We start from the raw sequence: 22117 nt of genomic DNA on the forward strand, positions 1-22117 counted from the left end.
GTCGCGGAAGCCGTCACCGCGACGGCCGCTGACGGCCCGTCGGCCGGTACCGCCCGGAAGAGGACCACCCGGAAGACCACCGGATCCACCGGATCCACCGCCGAGACCGGCACCGAACCCCCCGCGCGTCCGGCCGCCAAGCGCGCCGCCGCCCGTCCCGCCCGCAAGACGACAGAGAGCGACACCGTGATCGGCCGCATCCCCGTGCTTGACGTGTCCCCCCTGGTCGACGCCGGCCGGCGGCCGGCCAAGGCCGTGGAGGGGGAGCGCTTCCTGGTCTCGGCCACGGTGTTCCGCGAGGGCCACGACGCGGTCGGCGCCAACGTGGTACTGCGCGACCCGCGCGGGCGCTCCGGCCCGTGGACGCCGATGCGCGAGCTGTCCGAGGGCAGCGACCGCTGGGGCGCGTACGTCACGCCGACCGCCCCGGGCCGCTGGTCGTACCTGGTGGAGGCGTGGTCCGACCCGGTGGCGACCTGGCGCAAGCACGCGGCGGTGAAGCTCCCGGCCGGGATCGACACCGCGCTGGTGCTGGAGGAGGGCGCGCAGCTGCTGGAGCGGGCGGCCGCCGGGGTGCCGAAGAAGGACGGCCGGGCCCAGGTGCTGGCGGCGGTGGACGCGCTGCGCGACACCGGCCTGCCGCCGCTGAGCCGCTACGCGGCGGCGCTGGACCCGGAGGTGACGGCGCTGCTGGCCCGCCACCCGCTGCGGGAGCTGGTTTCGGCCACCCGTTCGCAGCCGCTGCAGGTGGACCGCAAGCGGGCGCTGTTCGGCTCCTGGTACGAGTTCTTCCCGCGCTCGGAGGGCGCGGTGGTCGACCCGTCGGGCGTCGAGCCGCCGGTGTCGGGCACCTTCCGGACGGCCGCCGAGCGGCTGCCCGCGGTGGCCGCGATGGGCTTCGACGTGGTCTACCTGCCGCCGGTCCACCCGATCGGCCGGGCCCACCGCAAGGGCCCGGACAACGCGCTGACGGCCGGTCCGCGGGACGTCGGCTCGCCGTGGGCGATCGGCTCGCCGGAGGGCGGGCACGACGCCGTCCACCCGGACCTGGGCACCATCGAGGACTTCGACCACTTCGTGGCCGAGGCGGGCGCGCTGGGCCTGGAGGTGGCGCTGGACTTCGCGCTGCAGTGCTCGCCGGACCACCCGTGGGTGCACAAGCACCCGGAGTGGTTCAGCCACCGCGCGGACGGCACCATCGCGTACGCGGAGAACCCGCCGAAGAAGTACCAGGACATCTATCCGGTCAACTTCGACCAGGACTTCGACGGGATCGTCCGCGAGACGGTGCGGATCCTGCGGTTCTGGATGGGCCACGGGGTGCGGATCTTCCGGGTCGACAACCCGCACACCAAGCCGGTCAACTTCTGGGAGAAGGTGCTCGCGGACATCGCCCGCACCGACCCGGACGTGCTGTTCCTGGCCGAGGCGTTCACCCGCCCGGCGATGATGCACACCCTGGGCAAGATCGGCTTCCACCAGTCCTACACGTACTTCACCTGGCGGAACACCAAGGCCGAGCTGACCGAGTACCTGACCGAGCTGACCGGCGAGGCCGCCGCGTACATGCGGCCGAACTTCTTCGCCAACACCCCGGACATCCTGCCCGAGTACCTGCAGCACGGCGGCCCGGCCGCGTTCGCGGTGCGCGCCGTGCTGGCGGCCGCGCTGTCGCCGACCTTCGGGGTGTACGCGGGCTTCGAGCTGTTCGAGGGCGAGGCCGCGGCGCCCGGCTCGGAGGAGTACTTGCACTCGGAGAAGTACGAGCTGCGCCCGCGCGACTGGTCCCGGCAGGACTCGCTCGCGCCGCTGCTGACCGCCCTGAACCGGCTGCGCCGCCGCCACCCCGCGCTCCAGCAGCTGCGGGACCTGCGCTTCCACCCCGTGGACAACGAGCGGATCATCGCGTTCTCCAAGACCGCCGTCACCGAGGACGGCCTGGAGGACCGGGTGATCTGCGTGGTCAACCTGGACCCGCACCACGTCCAGGAGGCCACGGTGACGCTCGACGCGCCGGGGCCGCTGACGGTGCACGACGAGCTGACCGGCGCCACCTACGCCTGGGGCCGTCACAACTACGTCCGGCTCGATCCCTCTTCCGGGCCGGCCCACCTCCTCACGGTTCGGAGGAACCCGCAGTGACAGTCAACGAGCCCGTCCCCGACACCTTCGCCGACACCCCCGCCCGGGACCGCGACCCCGAGTGGTTCAAACGCGCGGTCTTCTACGAAGTGCTGGTGCGCTCGTTCCAGGACAGCAACGGCGACGGCGTGGGCGACCTCAAGGGGCTCACCTCGCGGCTCGACTACCTCCAGTGGCTGGGGGTGGACTGCCTCTGGCTGCCCCCGTTCATGAACTCCCCCCTGCGGGACGGCGGTTACGACGTCTCGGACTACCAGTCGGTGCTCCCCGAGTTCGGCAACCTGGCCGACTTCGTGGAGTTCGTCGACGCGGCGCACGCCCGCGGCATGCGGGTGATCATCGACTTCGTGGTCAACCACACCAGCGACCAGCACGCGTGGTTCCAGGCGTCCCGCAACGACCCGGACGGCCCGTACGGCGACTTCTACATGTGGGCCGACGACGACAAGCAGTACCCGGACGCCCGGATCATCTTCGTCGACACCGAGTCCTCGAACTGGACCTTCGACCCGGTCCGCAAGCAGTACTACTGGCACCGCTTCTTCAGCCACCAGCCGGACCTGAACTACGACAACCCGCGGGTGCAGGAGGAGGTGATGGCCGCGCTGAAGTTCTGGCTGGACCTCGGCATCGACGGCTTCCGCCTCGACGCGGTGCCGTACCTGTACGCCCGCGAGGGCACCAACTGCGAGAACCTGCCGGAGACCCACGACTTCCTGCGGCGGGTCCGCAAGGAGATCGACGCCAACTACCCCGACACCGTGCTGCTGGCCGAGGCCAACCAGTGGCCGGAGGACGTGGTCGACTACTTCGGCGACTTCGGCTCCGGCGGCGACGAGTGCCACATGGCGTTCCACTTCCCGGTGATGCCGCGGATCTTCATGGCGGTCCGCCGGGAGTCCCGCTACCCGGTCTCCGAGATCCTGGCGAAGACCCCGGAGATCCCCTCGGGCTGCCAGTGGGGCATCTTCCTGCGCAACCACGACGAGCTGACCCTGGAGATGGTCACCGACGAGGAGCGCGACTACATGTACGCGGAGTACGCGAAGGACCCGCGGATGCGGGCCAACGTGGGCATCCGCCGCCGGCTCTCCCCGCTGCTGGAGAACGACCGCAACCAGGTCGAGCTGTTCACCGCGCTGCTGCTCTCGCTGCCCGGCTCGCCGGTGCTGTACTACGGCGACGAGATCGGCATGGGCGACAACATCTGGCTCGGCGACCGGGACGGCGTGCGCACCCCGATGCAGTGGACGCCGGACCGCAACGCGGGTTTCTCGTCCGCCGACCCGGGCAGGCTCAGTCTGCCGCCCATCATGGATCCGGTGTACGGCTTTCAGGTGACCAACGTCGAGGCGCAGCAGAGCAGTTCGAGTTCGCTGCTGCACTGGACGCGTCGCATGATCGAGATCCGAAAGCTCAATCCCGCGTTCGGCCTCGGCAGCTACACCGAGCTGCCCTCCAGCAACCCCGCGGTGCTGGCCTTCGTGCGCGAGTACGAGGGCGACCTGGTCATGTGCGTGAACAACTTCTCGCGGTTCGCGCAGCCGACCGAACTCGACCTGCGGCAGTTCGGGGGGCGGTACCCGGTCGAGCTGATCGGTGGCGTGCGCTTTCCCACCATCGGCGAATGGCCGTACCTGCTGACGCTGGCCGGCCACGGGTTCTACTGGTTCCAGTTGCGCCAGTCCCGGACGAAGCCGTCCGGGTCCCGGTAGCGGCCGGAACGCCTCAGCACGTCCACGAAGTAACGATCCCTCAGGCCCCGAACGGGACGTCTCCCTCCGCCGGGCGCGCGGGAATTCCCGCGCGCCCCCGGAGGTCTTCGCACCACCGCGTACGGAGAACAGCCCAACGGCCACCCACACGAAGGCGTGACACCGAGTCGCTGCTCGCGTGCCGTCGCCGCCGCGCCGCCGAAATCCGGAAGACTGCTGGGCCCGGCCACGATTCGTCGGGCGTCCGCCCGCTTCCGGGGAAAGGGAGTCATGTCCGAACCCTCCCGTTCTCAAGCCCACGTGCACCGTGAGCCCTCCGACACCGCCACCGGGCCGGTCGGAACGCGCACACCGGGGGTCCGGAGAACCGCCGCCGGAGTCGGCGAACTGGTCCAGGCGGCGCTGCCGCTGATCGCCGAGTGGCTGCCCACCCAGCGCTGGTACGCCGGGAAGGGCCGGCCGATCGCCGCGCTCACCCCGGTGGTCGGCACCCCGCTGCAGGTCGGCGACCCCGCCCTGCTGCACCTGCTGCTGCGGGTCGAGCACGGCGGCGCCTCCGCCGGGCCGGGGGACGTCTACCAGCTGCTGCTGGGCATCCGCTCGGAGCAGCCGGCCACGGTCGGCCCGATGGCGGTGCTGGGCCAGTTGACGGGCGGCACCTACGACGGCGCGACGCTGTACGACGCGGTGCACGACCCGGAGCTGACCGGCCGGCTGCTGGAGCACCTGGCCACCGGCGACCGGTTCGGCTCGCTGTCCTTCCGCCGCACCCCCGGCCCCGGCCTGCCGGGCAACCTGCCGGGGCGGGCGTCGACCGCCGAGCAGTCCAACTCCTCGGTGATCTACGACACCGCGTTCATCCTCAAGCTGTTCCGCCGGATCAGTCCGGGCACCAACCCCGACCTGGAGCTGTCCCTGGCGCTGTCCCGGGCCGGCTCGACCCGCATCCCCCGGGTCGCCGCCTGGTTCGAGTGCCGGCTGGAGCGCTCCGAGCCCGCCACCCTGGGCCTGCTGCAGCGCTACCTGGCCGACGCCGAGGACGGCTGGGAGCTGGCCCTCGACCAGGTCGCCCGGCTCAAGGGCGACCCCTCGCCCGGCAACTTCGCCATCGAGGCGCACCGGCTCGGCCGGGCCACCGCCGAGGTGCACCGGGTGCTGGCCCGCACCATGCCGACCGCCCGGCTGGACCGGGCCCGGATCGCCGAACTCGCCGACGCGATGTCCGGCCGGCTGGACTCCGCGGTCGCCGCCGTGCCCGGCCTGATGCGCTACCGCCCGGCGCTGCGCGCCGCGTTCCAGCAGCTCACCGAGGCCCACCTGGACGGCCTGCTGGTCCAGCGGATCCACGGCGACCTGCACCTGGGCCAGGCGATGCGCACCCCGCAGGGCTGGGTGCTGCTGGACTTCGAGGGCGAGCCGGCCAAGCCGCTGGCCGAGCGCCGCCTGCCGCAGCCCGCGCTGCGGGACGTCGCCGCGATGCTCCGCTCCTTCGACTACGCGGCCGCCCACCTGCTGGCCGGCGCCCCCGGCCAGGACCCGGAGCTCGCCCTGCTGGCCTCCGCCTGGGCCTCCCGCAACCGGGCCGCGTACTGCGCGGGCTACACCGCGGGCGGCGGCGTCGACCCGACCGGCGCGCCGGAGCTGATGCGCGCGCTGGAGATCGACAAGGCGGTGTACGAGGTGGTGTACGAGGCCCGGCACCGGCCGAGCTGGCTGCCGATCCCGCTGGCCGCGATCAACCGCCTGGCCGACTCCGTCTGACCCGCGCCCGGCCGCCCTCCGGCGGCCGGGCGAGCCGCCTCTCCCCCGCACCTGTCGCACCTGTCGCACCTGTCGCACCTGTCGCACCTGTCGCACCTCCAACTCCCTCATCCAGCAAGCCAGTTCCCCCGCGTCCCCGCGCAAGGCACCCGATCCTGGAGGATTCCGCCGTGACCCCGCTCGGTCCGCTCGACCCGTCCGCCGACCGCCAACCGGCCGTCCCGGCCACGTTCCGGAGCGGTCCGCGCAGCAAGGCCACCGCCGGGCGGCCCGCTGCGAAGTCCGCCGCGAAGGCCCCGGCCAAGGCGCCCGCGAAGGCGCCCGCGAAGTCCGCCGCGGCGAAGCAGCCGGCCGCCCGGGCGGGTGCGGCGGGTGCCGCCCCGGCCGCGGCGCGGCCGGCGGGCGCCGGGGGCGCGCTGCGGCTGCCGGAGGCCCCGCTGCCGCCGGCCGAGGTGGAGCGGCTGGTGTCCGGCGCGCACCACGATCCGCACGCCCTGCTGGGCGCGCACGAGCTGCCGACGGGCACCGCGATCCGGGTGCTGCGGCCGTTCGCGGAGCGGGTGGTGGTGGAGACCGAACTGGGCCCGGCGGAGCTGACGCACCAGCAGGGCGGCCTGTTCACCGGCCTGCTGACCGGTCAGAGCTTCCCGCGCTACACCCTGCGGGTGACGTACCCGGGCGGTGAGCCGCTGGTGCAGGAGGACGGCTACCGGTTGGCCCCGACGCTGGGCGAGCTGGACCTGCACCTGATCCGCGAGGGCCGCCACGAGCAGCTGTGGACGGTACTGGGCTCGCACCTGCGCACCGTGGACGGCGTGGCCGGCACCGCGTTCGCGGTGTGGGCGCCGAACGCGGTCGGGGTGCGGGTGATCGGCTCGTTCAACCACTGGGACGGCACCGCGCACCCGATGCGCTCGCTGGGCTCCTCGGGCGTGTGGGAGGTGTTCCTGCCCGACGTCGGCGAGGGCGACCGCTACAAGTACCAGATCCTCACCCGGCACGGGCACCGCCTGGAGAAGGCCGACCCGCTGGCCCGCGCCACCCAGTGCCCCCCCGACACCGCCTCCGTCGTCACCACCTCCCGCTACGAGTGGCAGGACGCCGAGTGGATGGAGCGGCGCGCCCGCACCGTGCACCACCGCGCCCCGATGTCGGTCTACGAGCTGCACCTCGCGTCCTGGCGGCCGGAGCTGACGTCCTACCGGGAGATCGCCGAGGTGCTGCCCGGCTACTTGGCCGAACTAGGCTTCACCCACGTCGAGTTCATGCCGGTGATGGAGCACCCGTTCGGCGGCTCCTGGGGCTACCAGGTCTCCGGCTTCTACGCCCCCACGGCCCGTCTCGGCACCCCCGACGACTTCCGCTTCCTGGTCGACGCCCTGCACCGGCACGGCATCGGCGTGCTGGTCGACTGGGTGCCCGCGCACTTCCCGAAGGACGACTTCGCCCTGGCCCGCTTCGACGGCGAGCCGCTGTACGAGCCGGCCGACCCGCTGCGCGCCGAGCACCCGGACTGGGGGACGCTGGAGTTCGACTACGGCCGCACCGAGGTCCGCAACTTCCTGGTCGCCAACGCGGTGTACTGGTGCGAGGAGTTCCACGTCGACGGCCTGCGCGTCGACGCCGTCGCCTCCATGCTCTACCTCGACTACTCGCGCGAGGGCGGCGCCTGGACGCCCAACCAGTACGGCGGCCGGGAGAACCTGGACGCGGCCTCCTTCCTGCAGGAGATGAACGCCACCGTCTACCGGCGCTGCCCGGGCGTGCTGACGGTGGCCGAGGAGTCCACCGCCTGGGACGGGGTCACCCGCCCCACCGACAGCGGCGGCCTGGGCTTCGGCCTGAAGTGGAACATGGGCTGGATGCACGACTCGCTGGTGTACATCGCCAAGGAGCCGGTGCACCGCAAGTACCACCACAACGAGATGACCTTCTCGATGGTGTACGCCTACTCGGAGAACTACATCCTGCCGATCTCGCACGACGAGGTGGTGCACGGCAAGCAGGCGCTGGTCTCCAAGATGCCCGGCGACTGGTGGCAGCAGCGCGCCAACCACCGCGCCTACCTGGGCTTCATGTGGGCCCACCCCGGCAAGCAACTCCTGTTCATGGGGCAGGAGTTCGCCCAGGGCGCGGAGTGGGACCACGAGCACGGCCCGCAGTGGTGGGTGCTGGACGAGGGCTGGCCGGCGCACGGCGACCACCGCGGCGTGCAGCGGCTGGTCGGCGCGCTCAACCGGGTCTACCGGGACACCCCGGCGCTGTGGGAGCAGGACACCGTCCCCGACGGCTTCCGCTGGCTGGACGGCGGGGCGGCCGAGGACAACGTGCTGTCCTTCGTCCGGTTCGCCGCCGACGGCGGCCCGCTGGTCGCGGTCTCCAACTTCTCCCCGGTGGTGCGGCACGGCTTCCGGGTCGGCCTGCCCCGGCTGGAGGGCGCGGAGCAGGTCTGGGAGGAGGTGCTGAACACCGATGCCGAGGAGTACGGCGGCAGCGGGGTCGGCAACCCGGGCCCGGTGAAGTCGGAGGCCGAGCCGTGGGACGCCCAGCCGCGCTCGGTCGAGCTGGTGCTGCCGCCGCTGGCCACGCTCTGGCTGCGGCCGGCCCGCTGACCGTGCTGAACATCAGGTAAGAGGTCGACTTCCGGCATCGCACTCGTCTACAGCGCTGTAATAGGTTCGCGCTCGCCGGCCGCCCGCCGCAGCCGCAGCCGCCGAGAAGAGTGCGATGTCGCCGTCCCTGACCTATCCCGAATCCATCGGCATCGGCCTGCTCCAGGGCGCCACCGAGCTCTTCCCGGTCTCCAGCCTCGGCCACGCCGTCCTGGTGCCGGCGCTGATCGGCGGCCGGACCCGGCACGACTGGACGTCACCGCCGACAACTCCCCCTACCCGGCCGTCCTGGTCGGCCACTTCCGCCGCGGCTGGATCCGGATCGTCGGCGGCCTGTTCTCCTCGCCCACCCGGCGCGAGATCGCCACCCCCGAGCAGAAGCTCGCCCGGCTGCTCGTGCTGCCCACCGTCCCGGTCGGCACCGCCGGACCGGCCCTGGACCACCTGCTGCGCGACGCCCTCGGCAAGCCGAACCCGGCCGCGTTCTTCCTCGCCCTCAACAGCCTGGTCCTCTACACCGCCGAGCGCCTCAAGCGCGGCGGCACCGGCTGGCTCGCCGGCCGCCTTCCTGGCTGGCTACGCCTCCGTCCGCTTCCTCACCAACGTACTTCGAGACCCGCAGCCTCACCCCCTTCGCCGCCTCCTGCGCCCTGGCCGGCCTCGGCTGCCCGGTCTACCTGAACGTCTGACGCCCCGTCCGGCGGTAGCGCCGGTGCCGCAGCACGGTGCCCGTGTTGTACGACGGTATGGTCGGTGTGACCGCAGCCTGGGACGACCGGACGGAGAGCTCCACCGTGGCGCGCAGCGTGTACGTGACCGGGATCGACCGGGGGGACGGCCGGCAGGCCGTGGAGCTCGGGGTCATGGAACTGCTCACCCGCCAGGTGGACCGGGTGGGCGTGTTCCGTCCGCTGGTGCACGCCGCGGACGGCGGTGGGGCGGCCGGCGACCACGTGGTGGAACTGCTGCGCGGCCGGTACCGGCTGGACCTGCCGGTCTCCGAGCTGTACGGGCTGACGTACGACGAGGCGGCGGCGCTGCAGGCGGCCAGCGGGCAGGACGAGCTGGTCTCGGCGCTGGTGGAGCGCTTCCACCAGCTGGAGCGGCGCTGCCAGGCGGTGCTGGTGCTGGGCACCGACTTCTCGGACACCAACATCCCGGACGAGCTGGCCTTCAACGCCCGGCTGGCGAACGAGTTCGGGGCGGGCGTGCTGCCGGTGGTCGGCGGCCGGCACGAGGACCCGCAGGCGGTGGTCGCGGAGGTGCGCAACGCGCACCGGGCGTACCGGGACCTGGGGTGCTCGATCCTGGCGATGGTGGCCAACCGGGTCCGGCCGGGGGCCAAGCAGCAGGTGCAGCGGGCGCTGACCGAGAAGCTGCCGGTACCGGTGTACGTGATCCCGGAGGAGCCCGCGCTGGCCGCGCCGACGGTGGCGCAGCTGGTGGAGGCGACCGGCGCGACGGTGCTGCTGGGCGACGCGGCGGGGCTCTCCCGGGACGTGCGGAACTTCGTGTTCGGCGGGGCGATGCTGCCGACCTTCCTGGACGCGCTGACCGAGGGCGCGCTGGTGGTGACCCCGGGCGACCGGGCGGACCTGGTGATCGGGTCGCTGGCGGCGCACGCGGCGGGCTCCCCGCCGATCGCCGGCGTGCTGCTGACGCTCGGCCAGCACCCGGGCCCGAACGTGATGGCGCTGGCCTCCCGGCTGGCCCCGGGCACCCCGGTGGCCGAGGTGACCGAGGGCTCCTGGCTGACCGCGGCGGCCCTCACCCACCTGGAGGGCCGGATCGGCCCGAACAGCCCGCGGAAGGCCGAGATCGCCCTCGGCCTGTTCGAACTGCACGTGGACACCGTCGAGTTGACCAGCCGGATCGAGCTGAGCCGGTCCGAGCGGGTCACCCCGATGATGTTCGAGCACGCCCTGCTGGAGCGGGCCCGCGCGGACCGCCGGCACATCGTCCTGCCGGAGGGCACCGAGGACCGGGTGCTGCGCGCCGCCGAGGTGCTGCTGCGCCGCAACATCTGCGACCTGACCCTGCTCGGCGCCCCGGACGAGGTGCACCGCAAGCTGGCCGCGCTCGGCATCGAGCTCCCGCAGGCCGGCGACGCGGGCGCGCAGCTGCGGATCGTCGACCCGGCGGCCAGCCCGCTGCGCCAGCAGTTCGCCGAGCTGTACGCGAAGGCCCGGGCGCACAAGGGCATGACGGTGGAGCGGGCGCTGGACGTGGTCACCGACGTCTCGTACTTCGGCACCCTGATGGTGCAGGAGGGCATCGCGGACGGCATGGTCTCGGGCGCGGTGCACTCGACGGCGGCGACCATCCGCCCGGCCTTCGAGGTGATCAAGACCTCGCCGGGGGCGGCGATCGTCTCCTCGGTGTTCTTCATGTGCCTGGCCGACAAGGTGCTGGTGTACGGCGACTGCGCGGTCAACCCGGACCCGGACGCCCGGCAGCTGGCCGACATCGCGGTCCAGTCGGCGGAGACCGCGGCCCAGTTCGGGGTGGAGCCGCGGGTGGCGATGCTGTCGTACTCGACCGGCGCCTCGGGCTCGGGCGCGGACGTGGACAAGGTCCGCAAGGCCACCGAGCTGGTCCGCGAGCTGCGCCCGGACCTGCTGGTGGAGGGGCCGATCCAGTACGACGCGGCGGTGGACGCGCGCGTCGCGGCGACCAAGCTGCCGGGCTCGGCGGTGGCCGGCCGGGCCACCGTGCTGATCTTCCCGGACCTGAACACCGGCAACAACACCTACAAGGCGGTGCAGCGCTCGGCCGGGGCGATCGCGGTCGGCCCGGTGCTGCAGGGCCTGAACAAGCCGGTGAACGACCTGTCCCGGGGCGCCCTGGTGGAGGACATCGTCTCCACCGTGGCGATCACCGCGATCCAGTCCCAGCCCGCCGCCGAGACCCCCGCCGCAGGAGGCGCCCAGTGACCGCCGGTACCCGTGTCCTGGTGCTGAACGCCGGGTCGTCCTCGGTGAAGTACCAGCTGATCGACATGCTGGACGGCTCCCGGCTGGCCTCCGGCCTGGTGGAGCGGATCGGCGAGGAGGCCGGCCGGCTGCTGCACCTGCCGCTGACCGGGGAGCCGCGCGAGACGCTGCGGCGCTTCGACGGGCACGACGTGGCGCTGCGGGCGGTGGCCGACGAGCTGGCGAAGGACCTGATGGGCCTGGACTCGCCGGAGCTGGCGGCGATCGGCCACCGGGTGGTGCACGGCGGGCTGCGCTTCACCCGGCCGACGCTGGTCACCGACGCGGTCCTGGCCGAGATCCGCCGGCTGATCCCGGTCGCGCCGCTGCACAACCCGGCGAACATCACCGGCATCGAGGTGGCCCGGGCGCTGCGCCCGGACCTGCCGCAGGTCGCGGTGTTCGACACCGCGTTCCACGCCACGCTGCCCGAGCACGCGGCCCGCTACGCGATCGACCGGAGGACCGCCGACGAGCACCGGGTGCGCCGCTACGGCTTCCACGGCACCTCGCACCAGTACGTCTCGCGGGCCACCGCCCGGCTGCTCGGCCGGGACCCGGCGGAGCTGAACGTGATCGTGCTGCACCTGGGCAACGGCGCCTCGGCCTCGGCGGTGGCGGGCGGGGTGTGCGTGGAGACCTCGATGGGGCTGACCCCGCTGGAGGGCCTGGTGATGGGCACCCGCTCCGGCGACGTGGACCCGGGCCTGGTGTTCCACCTGCACCGGGTCGGCGGGATGAGCATCGACCAGATCGACGACCTGCTGAACCGGCGCAGCGGCCTGCTGGGCCTGTGCGGGGACAACGACATGCGCGAGGTGGTCCGCCGGGCCCAGGAGGGGGAGGAGGACGCCAAGCTGGCGTTCGACTCGTACGTGCACCGGATCCGGCGCTACCTGGGCGGCTACTACGCGGTGCTGGGGCGGGTGGACGCGGTGGCGTTCACCGCGGGTGTCGGGGAGAACTCCGCCGAGGTGCGGGCCGCGGTCTGTGCCAATCTGGAGGAGCTGGGCATTTCGGTCGATCCGGAGCTGAACGCGGTGCGTTCCCGGGACGCCCGGACGGTCTCGCCGTCCTACTCGCGGGTCACCGTCGCGGTGGTGCCGACCGACGAGGAGCTGGAGATCGCCCAGCAGACGTTCGCGCTGGTCCACGAGGTGTAGGTCCCGCGCGGGATGACTACCCGTCAGTATCCCACCCCTCGGAATGTTCGTTGGCGATATCTGACGATTCGAGCTGAATGTACCGATAACACGAACGGATAGACTGACGGATATGCGCCGAGCGAAAATTGTCTGCACCCTGGGTCCCGCGACGGACTCCTACGAACAGCTGAAGGCCATCGTCGAAGCGGGCATGAACGTCGCCCGCCTCAACATGAGCCACGGCTCCCACGCCGAGCACGAGGACCGGTACCGCCGCGTCCGCCAGGTCTCGGAGGACACCGGCCGCACCATCGGCGTGCTGGCCGACCTGCAGGGCCCCAAGATCCGTCTGGCGACCTTCGCCAACGGCCCGGTGACCGTTGACAACGGCGACACGTTCACCATCACCACCGAGGACGTCCCCGGTGACCAGCACATCTGCGGCACCACCTACAAGGGCCTGCCCGGCGACGTGAAGCCCGGCGACCCGATCCTGATCAACGACGGCGTCATCGCCCTGGAGGTCGTCAGCGTCGACGGCCCGCGGGTGAAGACCGTGGTGGTCGAGGGCGGTGTGCTCTCCAACAACAAGGGCATCAACCTGCCCGGCGCGGCGGTCAACGTCCCCGCGCTGTCCGAGAAGGACAAGGACGACCTGCGCTTCGCCCTGCAGCTGGGCGTCGACATGGTCGCGCTGTCCTTCGTCCGCAACGCCGCGGACATCGACGACGTGCACAAGGTCATGGACGAGGTCGGCATCCGGGTGCCGGTCATCGCCAAGATCGAGAAGCCGCAGGCCGTCGAGGCGATGGAGGAGATCGTCCTCGCCTTCGACGCGATCATGGTGGCCCGCGGCGACCTCGCGGTCGAGTACCCGCTGGAGAAGGTGCCGCTGGTCCAGAAGCAGCTGGTCACCCTGGCCCGCCGCAACGCCAAGCCGGTCATCGTCGCCACCCAGATGATGGAGTCGATGATCCACGCCTCGCGCCCGACCCGCGCCGAGGTCTCCGACGTCGCCAACGCCATCCTGGACGGCACGGACGCGGTCATGCTGTCCGCCGAGTCGAGCGTCGGCAAGTACCCGGTCGAGACCGTCAAGACCATGAGCCGGATCGCCGAGAAGGCCGAGGAGGAGCTGCTCTCGCAGGGCCTCCAGCCGCTCAACCCGGGCCGCAAGCCGCGCACCCAGGGCGGCTCGGTCGCCCGCGCCGCGTGCGAGCTGGGCGACTTCCTCGACGGCAAGGCGCTGGTCGCGTTCACCAAGTCCGGTGACACCGCGCGCCGCCTGTCCCGCTACCGCTCGCCGATCCCGGTGATCGCCTTCACCCCGGACGTCGCCACCCGCAACCAGCTCTCGCTGAGCTGGGGCGTCGAGGCGTACGTCTCGGAGCAGGTGGCCACCACCGACGAGATGGTCGAGCAGGTCGACCGCGAGCTGCTCAAGATGAACCGCCTCGCCGAGGGCGACACCGTGATCGTCACGGCCGGCGTGCCGGTCGGCATCCCCGGCACCACCAACATGGTGCAGGTGCACCACCTGGGCGCCCGCTCGGAGGGCTGAGCCCCCCGCACGGACGCCTGAACGCCGCAGGGGCGGGACCCGAGGACCGGGTCCCGCCCCTGCGGCGTTCGGTGGCGGCGGCTCAGGGTCAGCCGTCGTACGGCGTCTTGTCGTTGAACAGCCGCATGCCGGGGATGGTCAGGTCGCCGCCGAACTGGCCCGCCTGCACCGCCTTGGCGTTGGTCAGGGTCAGGTCCAGCGGGATCGGCACCGCGCCCAGCAGGTCCCACAGCCACTTCGGCAGGGTGTCCGGGGTGAGCGTGATCTGCCCCAGGTCGATCAGGATCGGCAGGCCGTAGACCGCCGCCAGGTTGCCCGACAGGCTCTCCACGTACATGGTGACCGGGCCGTTGCGCATGGTCGAGGTCGACCCCTCGCGGCTCTTCACGTGGAAGGTCAGCCCGGGGATCTGGATGGTCGACATGTCGAGGTTCTCGATGTCGACGCTGTCGGTGGTGAACTTCAGCACCCGCTTGGTGCCGCTCTCCGTGGTGACGTCGTAGACGCCGTTGAACACCGAGCCGTGCAGCGCCAGCCGGGTCGAGTGCAGCACCCAGTTCTGGTCCGGCACCACGTGCCCCGACGGGGCCGCCTTCGCGGCCAGGCCCTTGGTGCTCACCAGGCAGTTCGGGTTCGCCGAGGCGGCGGCGGACGGCGAGGGCGAGGACGAGGCGGACGGCGCGGCGGTGGGCTTGGCCGCGGCGCCCTTGGACGCGGTGGCGCCGGCCGAGGGGGTCGGCGCGGGCGTCGTGGCGGGCGCGGTGGTGGCGGAGCGGGGGGCGCCGGACGGGGCGGGGGTGGCCGCGGGGGCCGTGGTCGGCGCGGCGGTGCCGGGCTTCGCGGTCGGCGCGGGCGTGGGCGTCGGGGACGGCGAGGCGCTCGCGCCCGGGTGGAACAGGTTGTTCCACAGGTCGTCGATCACCCCGGCCTGCTGCACCGTGCCGCCGGGCGCGGCGGCCGCCTTCGGCACCGTGTACACGGCGGACTGCGCGGCGGCGCCCCCGGTGTACACGGCGGGCACCGCGGCCGCGCTGCCCGCGGGCGCCTGCCCGGCCTCGGACTGCCGCAGCGCCGCGGCCTGCTGGACCGAGGAGTCCGGCAGCACCTTGATCTCGCTCTTCGGGACGGGCGTCTCCTTCAGCACCCTGTCCGGAGCGCAGTTCCCGGCCTGCTGCGGGTCGGCGGCCGCCGCCAGCGTCGGCGTGTAGGCCGCGCCGACCAGCAGCGCGGTCGGCACCGCGGCGATCGCCAGCGCCCGGCCCCGCAGCCGGGAGCGCACCCCTTCCCGGGGCACGGCGTGCCGCGGGCCGGGGACGGTCGGTTTCTCGGATCCGGTCACCGCTGCTCCTCCTCGGCGGGTGTGTGCGGGGCGGTGCCGTGCTCCAGCGGCGGCTCGGCCGCGGCCTGGGCGGGCAGCTGCGCGGTGGGCGCGCCGTCCGGTGCGACGACGGACTCGGCGGTGCCCGGGTCGGCGCCCTCGGCGGCCGGCTTCGGCGGCAGCGGGGCCCAGGAGACCAGCAGGCCGCCGGCGACCAGGCCGGTCACCAGGCCCATGCCGAACCCGCCGAGGTTGGAGACCGGGATGGAGATCAGCGCCAGGATGGTGGTCGCCACGCCGCAGAAGATCCGCACCATCGGCTGGAACCAGGCGGTCAGCCCGAGCGAGATCATCAGCAGGCCGATGATCATCGAGCCGGCGCCGGCGGTGGTGGCCATCGCCACCGTCAGGCCGCCCAGGCTGAGGTGCGCGTAGGGGAAGTACAGGATCGGGACGCCCGCGATCATCGCAATCAGCCCACCCCAGAACGGCCGGGTGCGCCGCCAGTTGCGGAACCCCCGCCGGACTCGGCTGGCGAAGCCGACCTGGCCCTCGGGCCAGGCCTCGACGGTTGCGCTGGACATGGTGCGACTCCTCGATGGTGGGTCCGAGGGGAAAGACGGATGGCCCCGGGTGTGCCGGGTGCGGTCCGGGGAGACGGCGCTCGGCCGCCTCCCCGGACCCGTGGTCCGCTGGCGGGCCCGGCCTGCGGGCCCGCGCTAGCCGCGGACTAGTAGCACTCGACGCCGTCGCCCGAGCCCTTGTTGATGTTGAGCTTCAGACCGTTGAGCGTGAAGGTGCCGGCCGAGGTGGCCCACGCGGTCTGCTGGACGTGCTGCAGGTGCGCGGACTCGGCGGCCTGGGCGAAGCCCTGGGCGCCGCTCGGCAGCTTGCCGCCGTCGTGCTGGAGCTTGTCGACCGCGGAGCCCTTGAGGGTGCCCGCGTCCTGGCCGATGTTGATGTTCTTGAACTCGGCGTCCGCGTTCAGCTGGTCGAGGTCGATCAGCAGCTGCTGGGCGTCGACCTGCTTCGCCTTGTCGTCGCTCTGGCCGGCCCGCAGGACCAGGGTCCACTTGCCGAGCCCGACGCCGGAGAGGTCGGTGACGACCGACTGGCACAGGTTCTTCAGCGTCGCGTGGTCGAAGGCCGAGACCGCCACCGGGTGCAGGGTGCCGTTCTTCTCGGCGTCCACACTGCCGAACTGCGAGAAGCCCTCGCCCTGCAGGTCGTCGACGGTGACCTTGAACTGCTGGCCGGAGACCGAGAACGAGGCCGCCAGCGCGGAGTTGGCCAGCGAGACGCCGATCGCGGCGGTGGCCGCGATGCTGGGCACCATCACCAGGGCGAAGCGCTTCCAGCGGGTCTTGCCGTAGGACTGGGACATGCGTGGTCCTCCTTCTAGGACGTACATCTCCGGCCGGTCCGGTGCGTCCCGCACGTGGTCCGGCCCGGGATGGGAGAGAGCTACGTCCTCGGTAGCGGAGAGCGCCTGCTGCCGTGGGGACGGCGCCGGCGATCACCCCCGAGCGACAACCAGGCGGCCGCGCGGGCCGCGCGACCGTTTCGAGGTCAGGAACCGCCGCGTGGGATCTGCGGTTACCCCCCTGTCCTCACCCGGTGGGGACCCCTCGTCGCCGAGGGACCGGGCGTCGCCGATCGTTGTCCAAACCGGGGCGGAGCACAAGAGGTCCGTTACTGACGGGTAATCCAACAGTGAACGGGGTCGATCATGGAATCGAAGGCTCCGCAACGGAGTGTGACCGAAATCGCTCGCACGGCCGATTCCGACCCGTGGAAACACCGACGAAACACCCCTCCGCGGTCACGAGCCGTGACCGCGGAGGGGTGTTATCAAGATTTGGTAAACGCGCCGGAACGGCACTCGAAAGTCGTCAAATCGCCGACGACACCGCAGGTCACCCGAGGTGTCACCGGGTGCCGCCGGGACGCCGCCCGGCGACGCCCGGACCGCCGGTCAGAACAGCACCCGGGCCAGCGCCTGACGGGCCGCCACCGTGCGCGGGTCCTCCGGGCCGATCACCTCGAACAGCTCCAGCAGCCGCACCCGGGCCGCGTCCCGGTCGTCGCCGAACGTCCGGGCGACGGTGTCGACCAGGCGTCCGAAGGCGTCCTCCACGTGCCCGCCGACCAGGTCCAGGTCGGCGGCCCGCAGCTGGGCCGGCACGTCCTTCGGGTCGCCCGCCGCGTCGGCCCGCACCTGCTGCGGGTCGAGCTGCTCCACCCGGTGCAGCAGCTGCGCCTGGGCCAGGCCCAGCTTGGCCTCGACGTGGCCGGGGCGCTCGCTCAGCACGTTCTGGTACGCCCGCACCGCGCCGGCCAGGTCGCCCCGGTCCAGCGCCTCGTGCGCCGCCTCCAGCGCCGGGTCGGCCGGCACCCGCGGCTCGGCCGCCGCGTCCTCGCCGCCGCCGCCCGCCCGGCCGCCGACGATGCCGAAGCGCTGCTCGGCCACCGCGATCAGCTGGTCCAGGATCTTGCGGACGTTGGCCTCGTTCTCGGCGCCCTGGAACAGCGGCACCAGCTGGCCCGCCACCACGGCCATCACGGCCGGGATGCCCTGGATGCCGAACTGCTGGGCGATCAGCTGGTTGGCGTCCACGTCGATCTTGGCGAGCACGATCCGGCCCGCGTACTCCTCGGCCAGGCGCTCGAGGATCGGGCTGAGCTGCTTGCACGGGCCGCACCACTCGGCCCAGAAGTCCACCACCACCGGGACCTCGGCCGAGCGCTGGACCACCTCGGACTCGAAGGTCTCCTCGGTGACGTCCAGCACCAGGGGGTAGTCCGCGAGCGCCGGGCCGTCGCCCGTCGCCGCCTGCCGGGCCCGCTCGGCCCGGGTCTGCTCGGCCTTCTGGGCGGCCTCTCCGGCCGCCTTCACCGCGGCGAGGTCCACCGCACCGCGCAGGGCGGAGCTGTTGAGACGCGAATTCCGTGACTGCATGGCTCTATCCTCCCCCGTCGGAGCCGGTGCCGGGCGCCATCCGCCCGGAAAAACCCGGAGCGGGCCGTCCGCCTCCCCGGCGGGGCCCGGACCGTCCGGCGCGGGTCCCCACCCGCACCGCGCGCCCGCCCGATCCCAGGGGCCGGGCGCGATTGGTCGTCGCTCTTTCGCTACTGGTCGTAGCGTATCTGCCTCCCGGGCTCCCCCCGCAAGCCCCGCGCCCCCTCCCGGAGCGTGAGCTGCCCCACTTTCCACCGCGCGGCGGGTGCCGGTCACCACGGCATGTCGCTACCGTGGGACCACCAAGTTACTTCTGAGTAAACAAGCCAGGAGGCGCGGTGGCCCCCACCACCCGGCAGCCCGCCGAGCACCAGGACCCGCCCGCCGCGGACGCCCCGGCCTCCCCCGCCGCCCGCGGCAAGGGCCGCCCGCGCAGCGCCGCCGCCGACCAGGCCATCCTCGACGCCACCCGCGAGGCGCTCGCCGAACTCGGCTGGGGCGGCCTCACCATGGGCGACGTCGCCCAGCGGGCCGGCGTCGCCAAGACCACCCTCTACCGGCGCTGGCCGTCCAAGAGCGAACTGGTCGTCGACGCCATCGCCAGCCTCTTCGACCAGCTGGAGTGCGCCGACCGCGGCAGCCTGCAGGCCGACATCGAGGCCGTGGTCGCCCGCTTCGCCGAACTGCTCACCCTGCCCGAGACCCAGGCCGCGCTGCTCGCCCTGTTCGCCGAGGGCTCCCGCGACCCGCAGCTGCGCCGGCGGATCCGGGAGCGGATCGTCCAGCCGCAGAAGGTGCTGGTCGAGCTCGGCCGGGCCAACGCCCAGGCCCGCGGCGAGATGGACCCGGACCGGGACCCGGCCGCCGCCGACGAGGAGATCGGCATCATCTTCGACACCATCGCCGGCACCGTCGAGCACCGGCTGCTGGTGAGCGGCGAACCCGTCACCCCCGAGTGGATCCGCCGCTTCACCACCCTGCTGCTGGGCCCCTTCCCGGGGCTGCTGCACCGCCCGGCCGCCGAAGCCTGACCGGCCGCCGGGGCCCGACCGGCCGTCGGGCCGGCGGCTCCGGTCCGGCGCGGGGAAGGGGGCTGCCGGGCGGACGGGGTCAGAAGCTGGCGTTCTCCCGGTAGGTCCCCCACTCCTCGCGCAGGGCATGGCAGATCTCGCCGAGGGTGGCCTCGGCGCGGACCGCCCGGAGCATCGGCTCGATCATGTTGGTGCCGGAGCGGGCGGCTTCGAGCATCGCGTCCAGGCCGGCCCGGACGGCGGCCTCGTCGCGGTGCGACTTGCGCTCGCGCAGGACCCGGACCTGCTCGCGTTCGACCTCGTGGCTGACCCGGAGGATCTCCAGTTCGGGGGTGACGCTGCGGGGGTGGCAGTTGACGCCGACCACCCGCTTGTCGCCCTTCTCGACGCCCTGCTGGTAGCGGAACGCGGCCTCGGCGATCTCGCCGGTGAACCAGCCCTCCTCGATGCCGCGCAGGATGCCGGAGGTCATCGGTCCGATCGGGTGCTCGGCGCTGCCCTTGTCGAGGATCCGCCGGAAGATCTCCTCGGTCTGGGCCTCGATCCGGTCGGTGAGCGCCTCGACGTACCAGGAGCCGCCGAGCGGGTCGGCGACGTTGGTGACGCCGGTCTCCTCCATGATCACCTGCTGGGTGCGCAGGGCGATCTCGGCGGCCTGCTCGCTGGGCAGCGCGAGGGTCTCGTCGAGGGCGTTGGTGTGCAGCGAGTTGGTGCCGCCGAGGACGGCGGACAGCGCCTCGACCGCGGTGCGGACCACGTTGTTGTACGGCTGCTGGGCGGTCAGCGAGACGCCCGCGGTCTGGGTGTGGAAGCGCAGCCACTGCGCCTTCTCGGTCTTCGCGCCGAAGTGGTCGCGCATCCAGCGGGCCCAGATCCGGCGGGCGGCGCGGAACTTGGCGATCTCCTCGAAGAAGTCGAGGTGGGCGTCGAAGAAGAAGGACAGGCCGGGGGCGAACACGTCGACGTCCAGACCGCGGGAGAGGCCGAGTTCGACGTAGGCGAGGCCGTCGGCCAGCGTGTAGGCGAGCTCCTGGGCGGCCGTGGCCCCGGCCTCGCGGATGTGGTAGCCGGAGACCGAGAGCGGCTTGTAGGCGGGGATGCCGGCGGCGCAGTGCTCCATCAGGTCGCCGATCAGGCGCAGGTGCGGCTCGGGGGCGAAGAGCCACTCCTTCTGCGCGATGTACTCCTTGAAGATGTCGGTCTGCAGGGTGCCGTTGAGCACGCCGGGGTCGACGCCCTGGCGCTCGGCGGCCACCAGGTACATGCAGAAGACCGGGACGGCCGGGCCGCTGATGGTCATCGAGGTGGTGACCTCGCCGAGCGGGATGCCGCGGAACAGCACCTCCATGTCGGCGGCGGAGTCGATGGCGACGCCGCAGTGGCCGACCTCGCCGAGCGAGCGGTCGTCGTCGGAGTCGTAGCCCATCAGGGTCGGCATGTCGAAGGCCACCGAGAGGCCGCCGCCGCCGGCCTCCAGGATCATCCGGTAGCGCTCGTTGGTCTGCTCGGCGTTGCCGAAGCCGGCGAACTGGCGGATGGTCCAGGCCCGGCCGCGGTAGCCGGTGGGGTGCAGGCCGCGGGTGTAGGGGTACTCGCCGGGCCAGCCGATCCGCTCGAAGCCCTCGACGTCCTGGCCGGCGGGCGGGCCGTAGACCGGGTCGACGTCCTCGCCGCTCAGCGTGGTGAAGTCCGCGTCGCGCTTGCGCGCCTTGTCGTACCGCTGCTGCCAGCGCTGCCGGCCGGCCTCGATCTGCTCGGCGTCCATCGGCTCCGACTCCCGCTCCGTACGGCCGCTCCGGTGGGGGCGGCGGAAGAACTGCTTGGATGTCCTAGTAATTTACTCGGACGTCCTAGTACCTGTCGATGGCGACCCCCGGACACGCGAGGGGCGCCCCTTCCGGCGGAAGGGGCGCCCCGGCAGAGCGCTGGTGCGGGCGCGGTCAGGCGGCGACCGGCTCCGGCGTGACGATCAGCGGGGCGACCTCGCGGGTGACCCGGCGCTCGACGAAGAACACGGCGGTGGGGACGGTGCCGGCCAGCAGCGTCCAGGCGAGCTTGCCCATCGGCCACTTGGCCTTGGTGCCCAGGTCGAAGGCGAACGCCAGGTAGACCACGTACAGCCAGCCGTGCGCGATGCCGACCGCGGTGGTGAAGCCCGCCGCGCCCGAGATGTCGAGGGCGTACTTGGCGATCACCCCGAGGGTGAGCAGGATCAGGAGCACACCGGTGAGGTAGGCCATGGCGCGGTAGCGGGTCAGCACACTCTGCTTCATGCAGTCGAGGGTAACCGCCCCTACGCGTCGCCCCGGTCGGGGCCCTCCTCGGCGGGGGGCTCGAAGTCGCCGGCGGCGACCCGCAGCGGGCGGAGCAGTTCGAACACCTCGTGGCAGGCGTCGGCGTCGTAGCCGTCCAGGCCGAACTCGACGGCGACGAGTTCGCGGGTGGCCTGCTCGACGACCCGGCGGCCGCGGTCGGTGATGGCGGCCAGCACGCCGCGGCCGTCGAGCGGGTTGGGGCGGCGGGTGACCAGGCCGGAGCGCTCCAGGCGGTCGACGGTGTTGGTGACGCTGGTGGGGTGGACCATCAGGCGCTCGCCGATCTTGGAGAGCGGGAGTTCGCCGGAGCGGCTGAAGGTCAGCAGCACCAGGGCCTCGTAGCGGGCGAAGGTGAGGCCGTAGGGCTTGACCACGGCGTCGACCCGGCCGAGCAGGATCTGGTGGGCGCGCATCACCGAGGTGATCGCCGCCATGGACGGCACCTTGCCCCAGCGGCGGGTCCAGAGCTCGTCGGCGCGGGCGATCGGGTCGAAGTCGAGGGCGAGGGGCTTGGGCACGCCCCCACCGTACCCGCGGGGCCGGGCGGGGGTAGCAGGTGTCCACGATGGTGGACAACCCGGCCCCC

16 protein-coding genes are annotated in these 22117 nt (G+C 72.7%); 9 read left to right on the plus strand and 7 right to left on the minus strand.

What is annotated here, in order from left to right; translation table 11 throughout:
- The first annotated feature begins 186 nt into the window (after positions 1-186).
- The 8 genes from EDD39_RS00815 to pyk all read left to right on the plus strand — a co-directional run bounded on the left by EDD39_RS00815 (position 187) and on the right by pyk (position 13908).
- Positions 187-2142 (plus strand): alpha-1,4-glucan--maltose-1-phosphate maltosyltransferase, encoded by a 1956-nt coding sequence (locus EDD39_RS00815; RefSeq protein WP_030460879.1) that lies wholly within the window; start codon positions 187-189, stop codon positions 2140-2142.
- Entirely contained in the window at positions 2139-3857 is a 1719-nt protein-coding gene (gene treS, locus EDD39_RS00820) for a maltose alpha-D-glucosyltransferase (RefSeq protein WP_123552821.1), read from the plus strand. The genes EDD39_RS00815 and treS overlap by 4 nt, the downstream gene beginning before the upstream one ends.
- A gap of 270 nt (positions 3858-4127) precedes the next feature.
- Positions 4128-5618, plus strand: a complete 1491-nt coding sequence (locus EDD39_RS00825) for a maltokinase N-terminal cap-like domain-containing protein (RefSeq protein ID WP_425269626.1) — start codon at positions 4128-4130, stop codon at positions 5616-5618.
- 170 nt (positions 5619-5788) lie between these two features.
- On the plus strand, positions 5789-8230 hold the full coding sequence (gene glgB / locus EDD39_RS00830) for a 1,4-alpha-glucan branching protein GlgB (RefSeq protein ID WP_123552825.1): 2442 nt from the start codon (positions 5789-5791) through the stop codon (positions 8228-8230).
- A 396-nt stretch (positions 8231-8626) separates the two neighbouring features.
- Positions 8627-8911: a hypothetical protein gene (locus tag EDD39_RS40515; protein ID WP_341869272.1), complete on the plus strand. Its 285-nt coding sequence runs from the start codon at positions 8627-8629 to the stop codon at positions 8909-8911.
- A gap of 113 nt (positions 8912-9024) precedes the next feature.
- Complete coding sequence (gene pta / locus EDD39_RS00840; protein ID WP_123560008.1) at positions 9025-11163, plus strand: phosphate acetyltransferase; 2139 nt, start codon at positions 9025-9027, stop codon at positions 11161-11163.
- Positions 11160-12365 carry an acetate/propionate family kinase gene (locus EDD39_RS00845; protein ID WP_030457675.1) on the plus strand — a complete coding sequence of 402 codons (1206 nt, stop codon included), beginning with the start codon at positions 11160-11162 and terminating at the stop codon, positions 12363-12365. The genes pta and EDD39_RS00845 overlap by 4 nt, the downstream gene beginning before the upstream one ends.
- A 112-nt stretch (positions 12366-12477) precedes the next feature.
- On the plus strand, positions 12478-13908 hold the full coding sequence (gene pyk, locus EDD39_RS00850; protein WP_030457676.1) for a pyruvate kinase: 1431 nt from the start codon (positions 12478-12480) through the stop codon (positions 13906-13908).
- 88 nt (positions 13909-13996) lie between these two features.
- On the opposite strand, the gene EDD39_RS39195 is transcribed toward pyk, so the two are convergent.
- The 4 genes from EDD39_RS39195 to trxA form a co-directional block, all read right to left on the minus strand.
- A complete protein-coding gene (locus tag EDD39_RS39195; RefSeq protein ID WP_162869911.1) occupies positions 13997-15247 on the minus strand; it encodes a hypothetical protein in 1251 nt (416 codons plus the stop codon).
- Positions 15244-15810 (minus strand): DUF6114 domain-containing protein, encoded by a 567-nt coding sequence (locus EDD39_RS00860; protein WP_123552827.1) that lies wholly within the window; start codon positions 15808-15810, stop codon positions 15244-15246. The genes EDD39_RS39195 and EDD39_RS00860 overlap by 4 nt, the downstream gene beginning before the upstream one ends.
- 146 nt (positions 15811-15956) lie before the next feature.
- Entirely contained in the window at positions 15957-16610 is a 654-nt protein-coding gene (locus EDD39_RS00865; protein ID WP_123552829.1) for a DUF6230 family protein, read from the minus strand.
- Positions 16611-17201: 591 nt separating this feature from the next.
- Positions 17202-18185 (minus strand): thioredoxin, encoded by a 984-nt coding sequence (trxA, locus tag EDD39_RS00870; protein WP_123552831.1) that lies wholly within the window; start codon positions 18183-18185, stop codon positions 17202-17204.
- A 338-nt stretch (positions 18186-18523) separates the two neighbouring features.
- Between trxA and EDD39_RS00875 the strand changes: the two genes are divergently transcribed.
- Complete coding sequence (locus EDD39_RS00875; RefSeq protein WP_208765440.1) at positions 18524-19216, plus strand: TetR/AcrR family transcriptional regulator; 693 nt, start codon at positions 18524-18526, stop codon at positions 19214-19216.
- Positions 19217-19295: 79 nt separating this feature from the next.
- Here the strand turns inward: EDD39_RS00875 and icmA are convergent, their stop codons facing one another.
- From icmA to EDD39_RS00890, 3 genes are all read right to left on the minus strand, one after another.
- The gene (icmA, locus tag EDD39_RS00880) at positions 19296-20981 is read right to left on the minus strand and encodes a coenzyme B12-dependent isobutyryl-CoA mutase large subunit (protein ID WP_123552833.1); all 1686 of its coding nucleotides are present in this window, start codon (positions 20979-20981) and stop codon (positions 19296-19298) included.
- Positions 20982-21156: 175 nt separating this feature from the next.
- On the minus strand, positions 21157-21489 hold the full coding sequence (locus tag EDD39_RS00885) for a DUF3817 domain-containing protein (protein WP_123552835.1): 333 nt from the start codon (positions 21487-21489) through the stop codon (positions 21157-21159).
- Positions 21490-21509: 20 nt separating this feature from the next.
- Positions 21510-22049: a MarR family winged helix-turn-helix transcriptional regulator gene (locus EDD39_RS00890; RefSeq protein ID WP_030909611.1), complete on the minus strand. Its 540-nt coding sequence runs from the start codon at positions 22047-22049 to the stop codon at positions 21510-21512.
- Positions 22050-22117 lie beyond the last annotated feature (68 nt).

Origin of the sequence: Kitasatospora cineracea (genome assembly GCF_003751605.1) — a bacterium.
GTDB classification, from domain to species: Bacteria; Actinomycetota; Actinomycetes; order Streptomycetales; family Streptomycetaceae; genus Kitasatospora; species Kitasatospora cineracea.

What these genes read in the sequence shown, in the direction of transcription:
- EDD39_RS00860 (WP_123552827.1), bottom strand. Translation starts at nt 15,810, where the DNA reads ATGTCCAGCGCAACCGTCGAGGCCTGGCCCGAGGGCCAGGTCGGCTTC.
- trxA (WP_123552831.1), bottom strand. Translation starts at nt 18,185, where the DNA reads ATGCAGTCACGGAATTCGCGTCTCAACAGCTCCGCCCTGCGCGGTGCG.
- EDD39_RS00885 (WP_123552835.1), bottom strand. Translation starts at nt 21,489, where the DNA reads ATGAAGCAGAGTGTGCTGACCCGCTACCGCGCCATGGCCTACCTCACC.
- EDD39_RS00865 (WP_123552829.1), bottom strand. Translation starts at nt 16,610, where the DNA reads ATGTCCCAGTCCTACGGCAAGACCCGCTGGAAGCGCTTCGCCCTGGTG.
- EDD39_RS00825 (WP_425269626.1), top strand. Translation starts at nt 4,128, where the DNA reads ATGTCCGAACCCTCCCGTTCTCAAGCCCACGTGCACCGTGAGCCCTCC.
- pyk (WP_030457676.1), top strand. Translation starts at nt 12,478, where the DNA reads ATGCGCCGAGCGAAAATTGTCTGCACCCTGGGTCCCGCGACGGACTCC.
- icmA (WP_123552833.1), bottom strand. Translation starts at nt 20,981, where the DNA reads ATGGACGCCGAGCAGATCGAGGCCGGCCGGCAGCGCTGGCAGCAGCGG.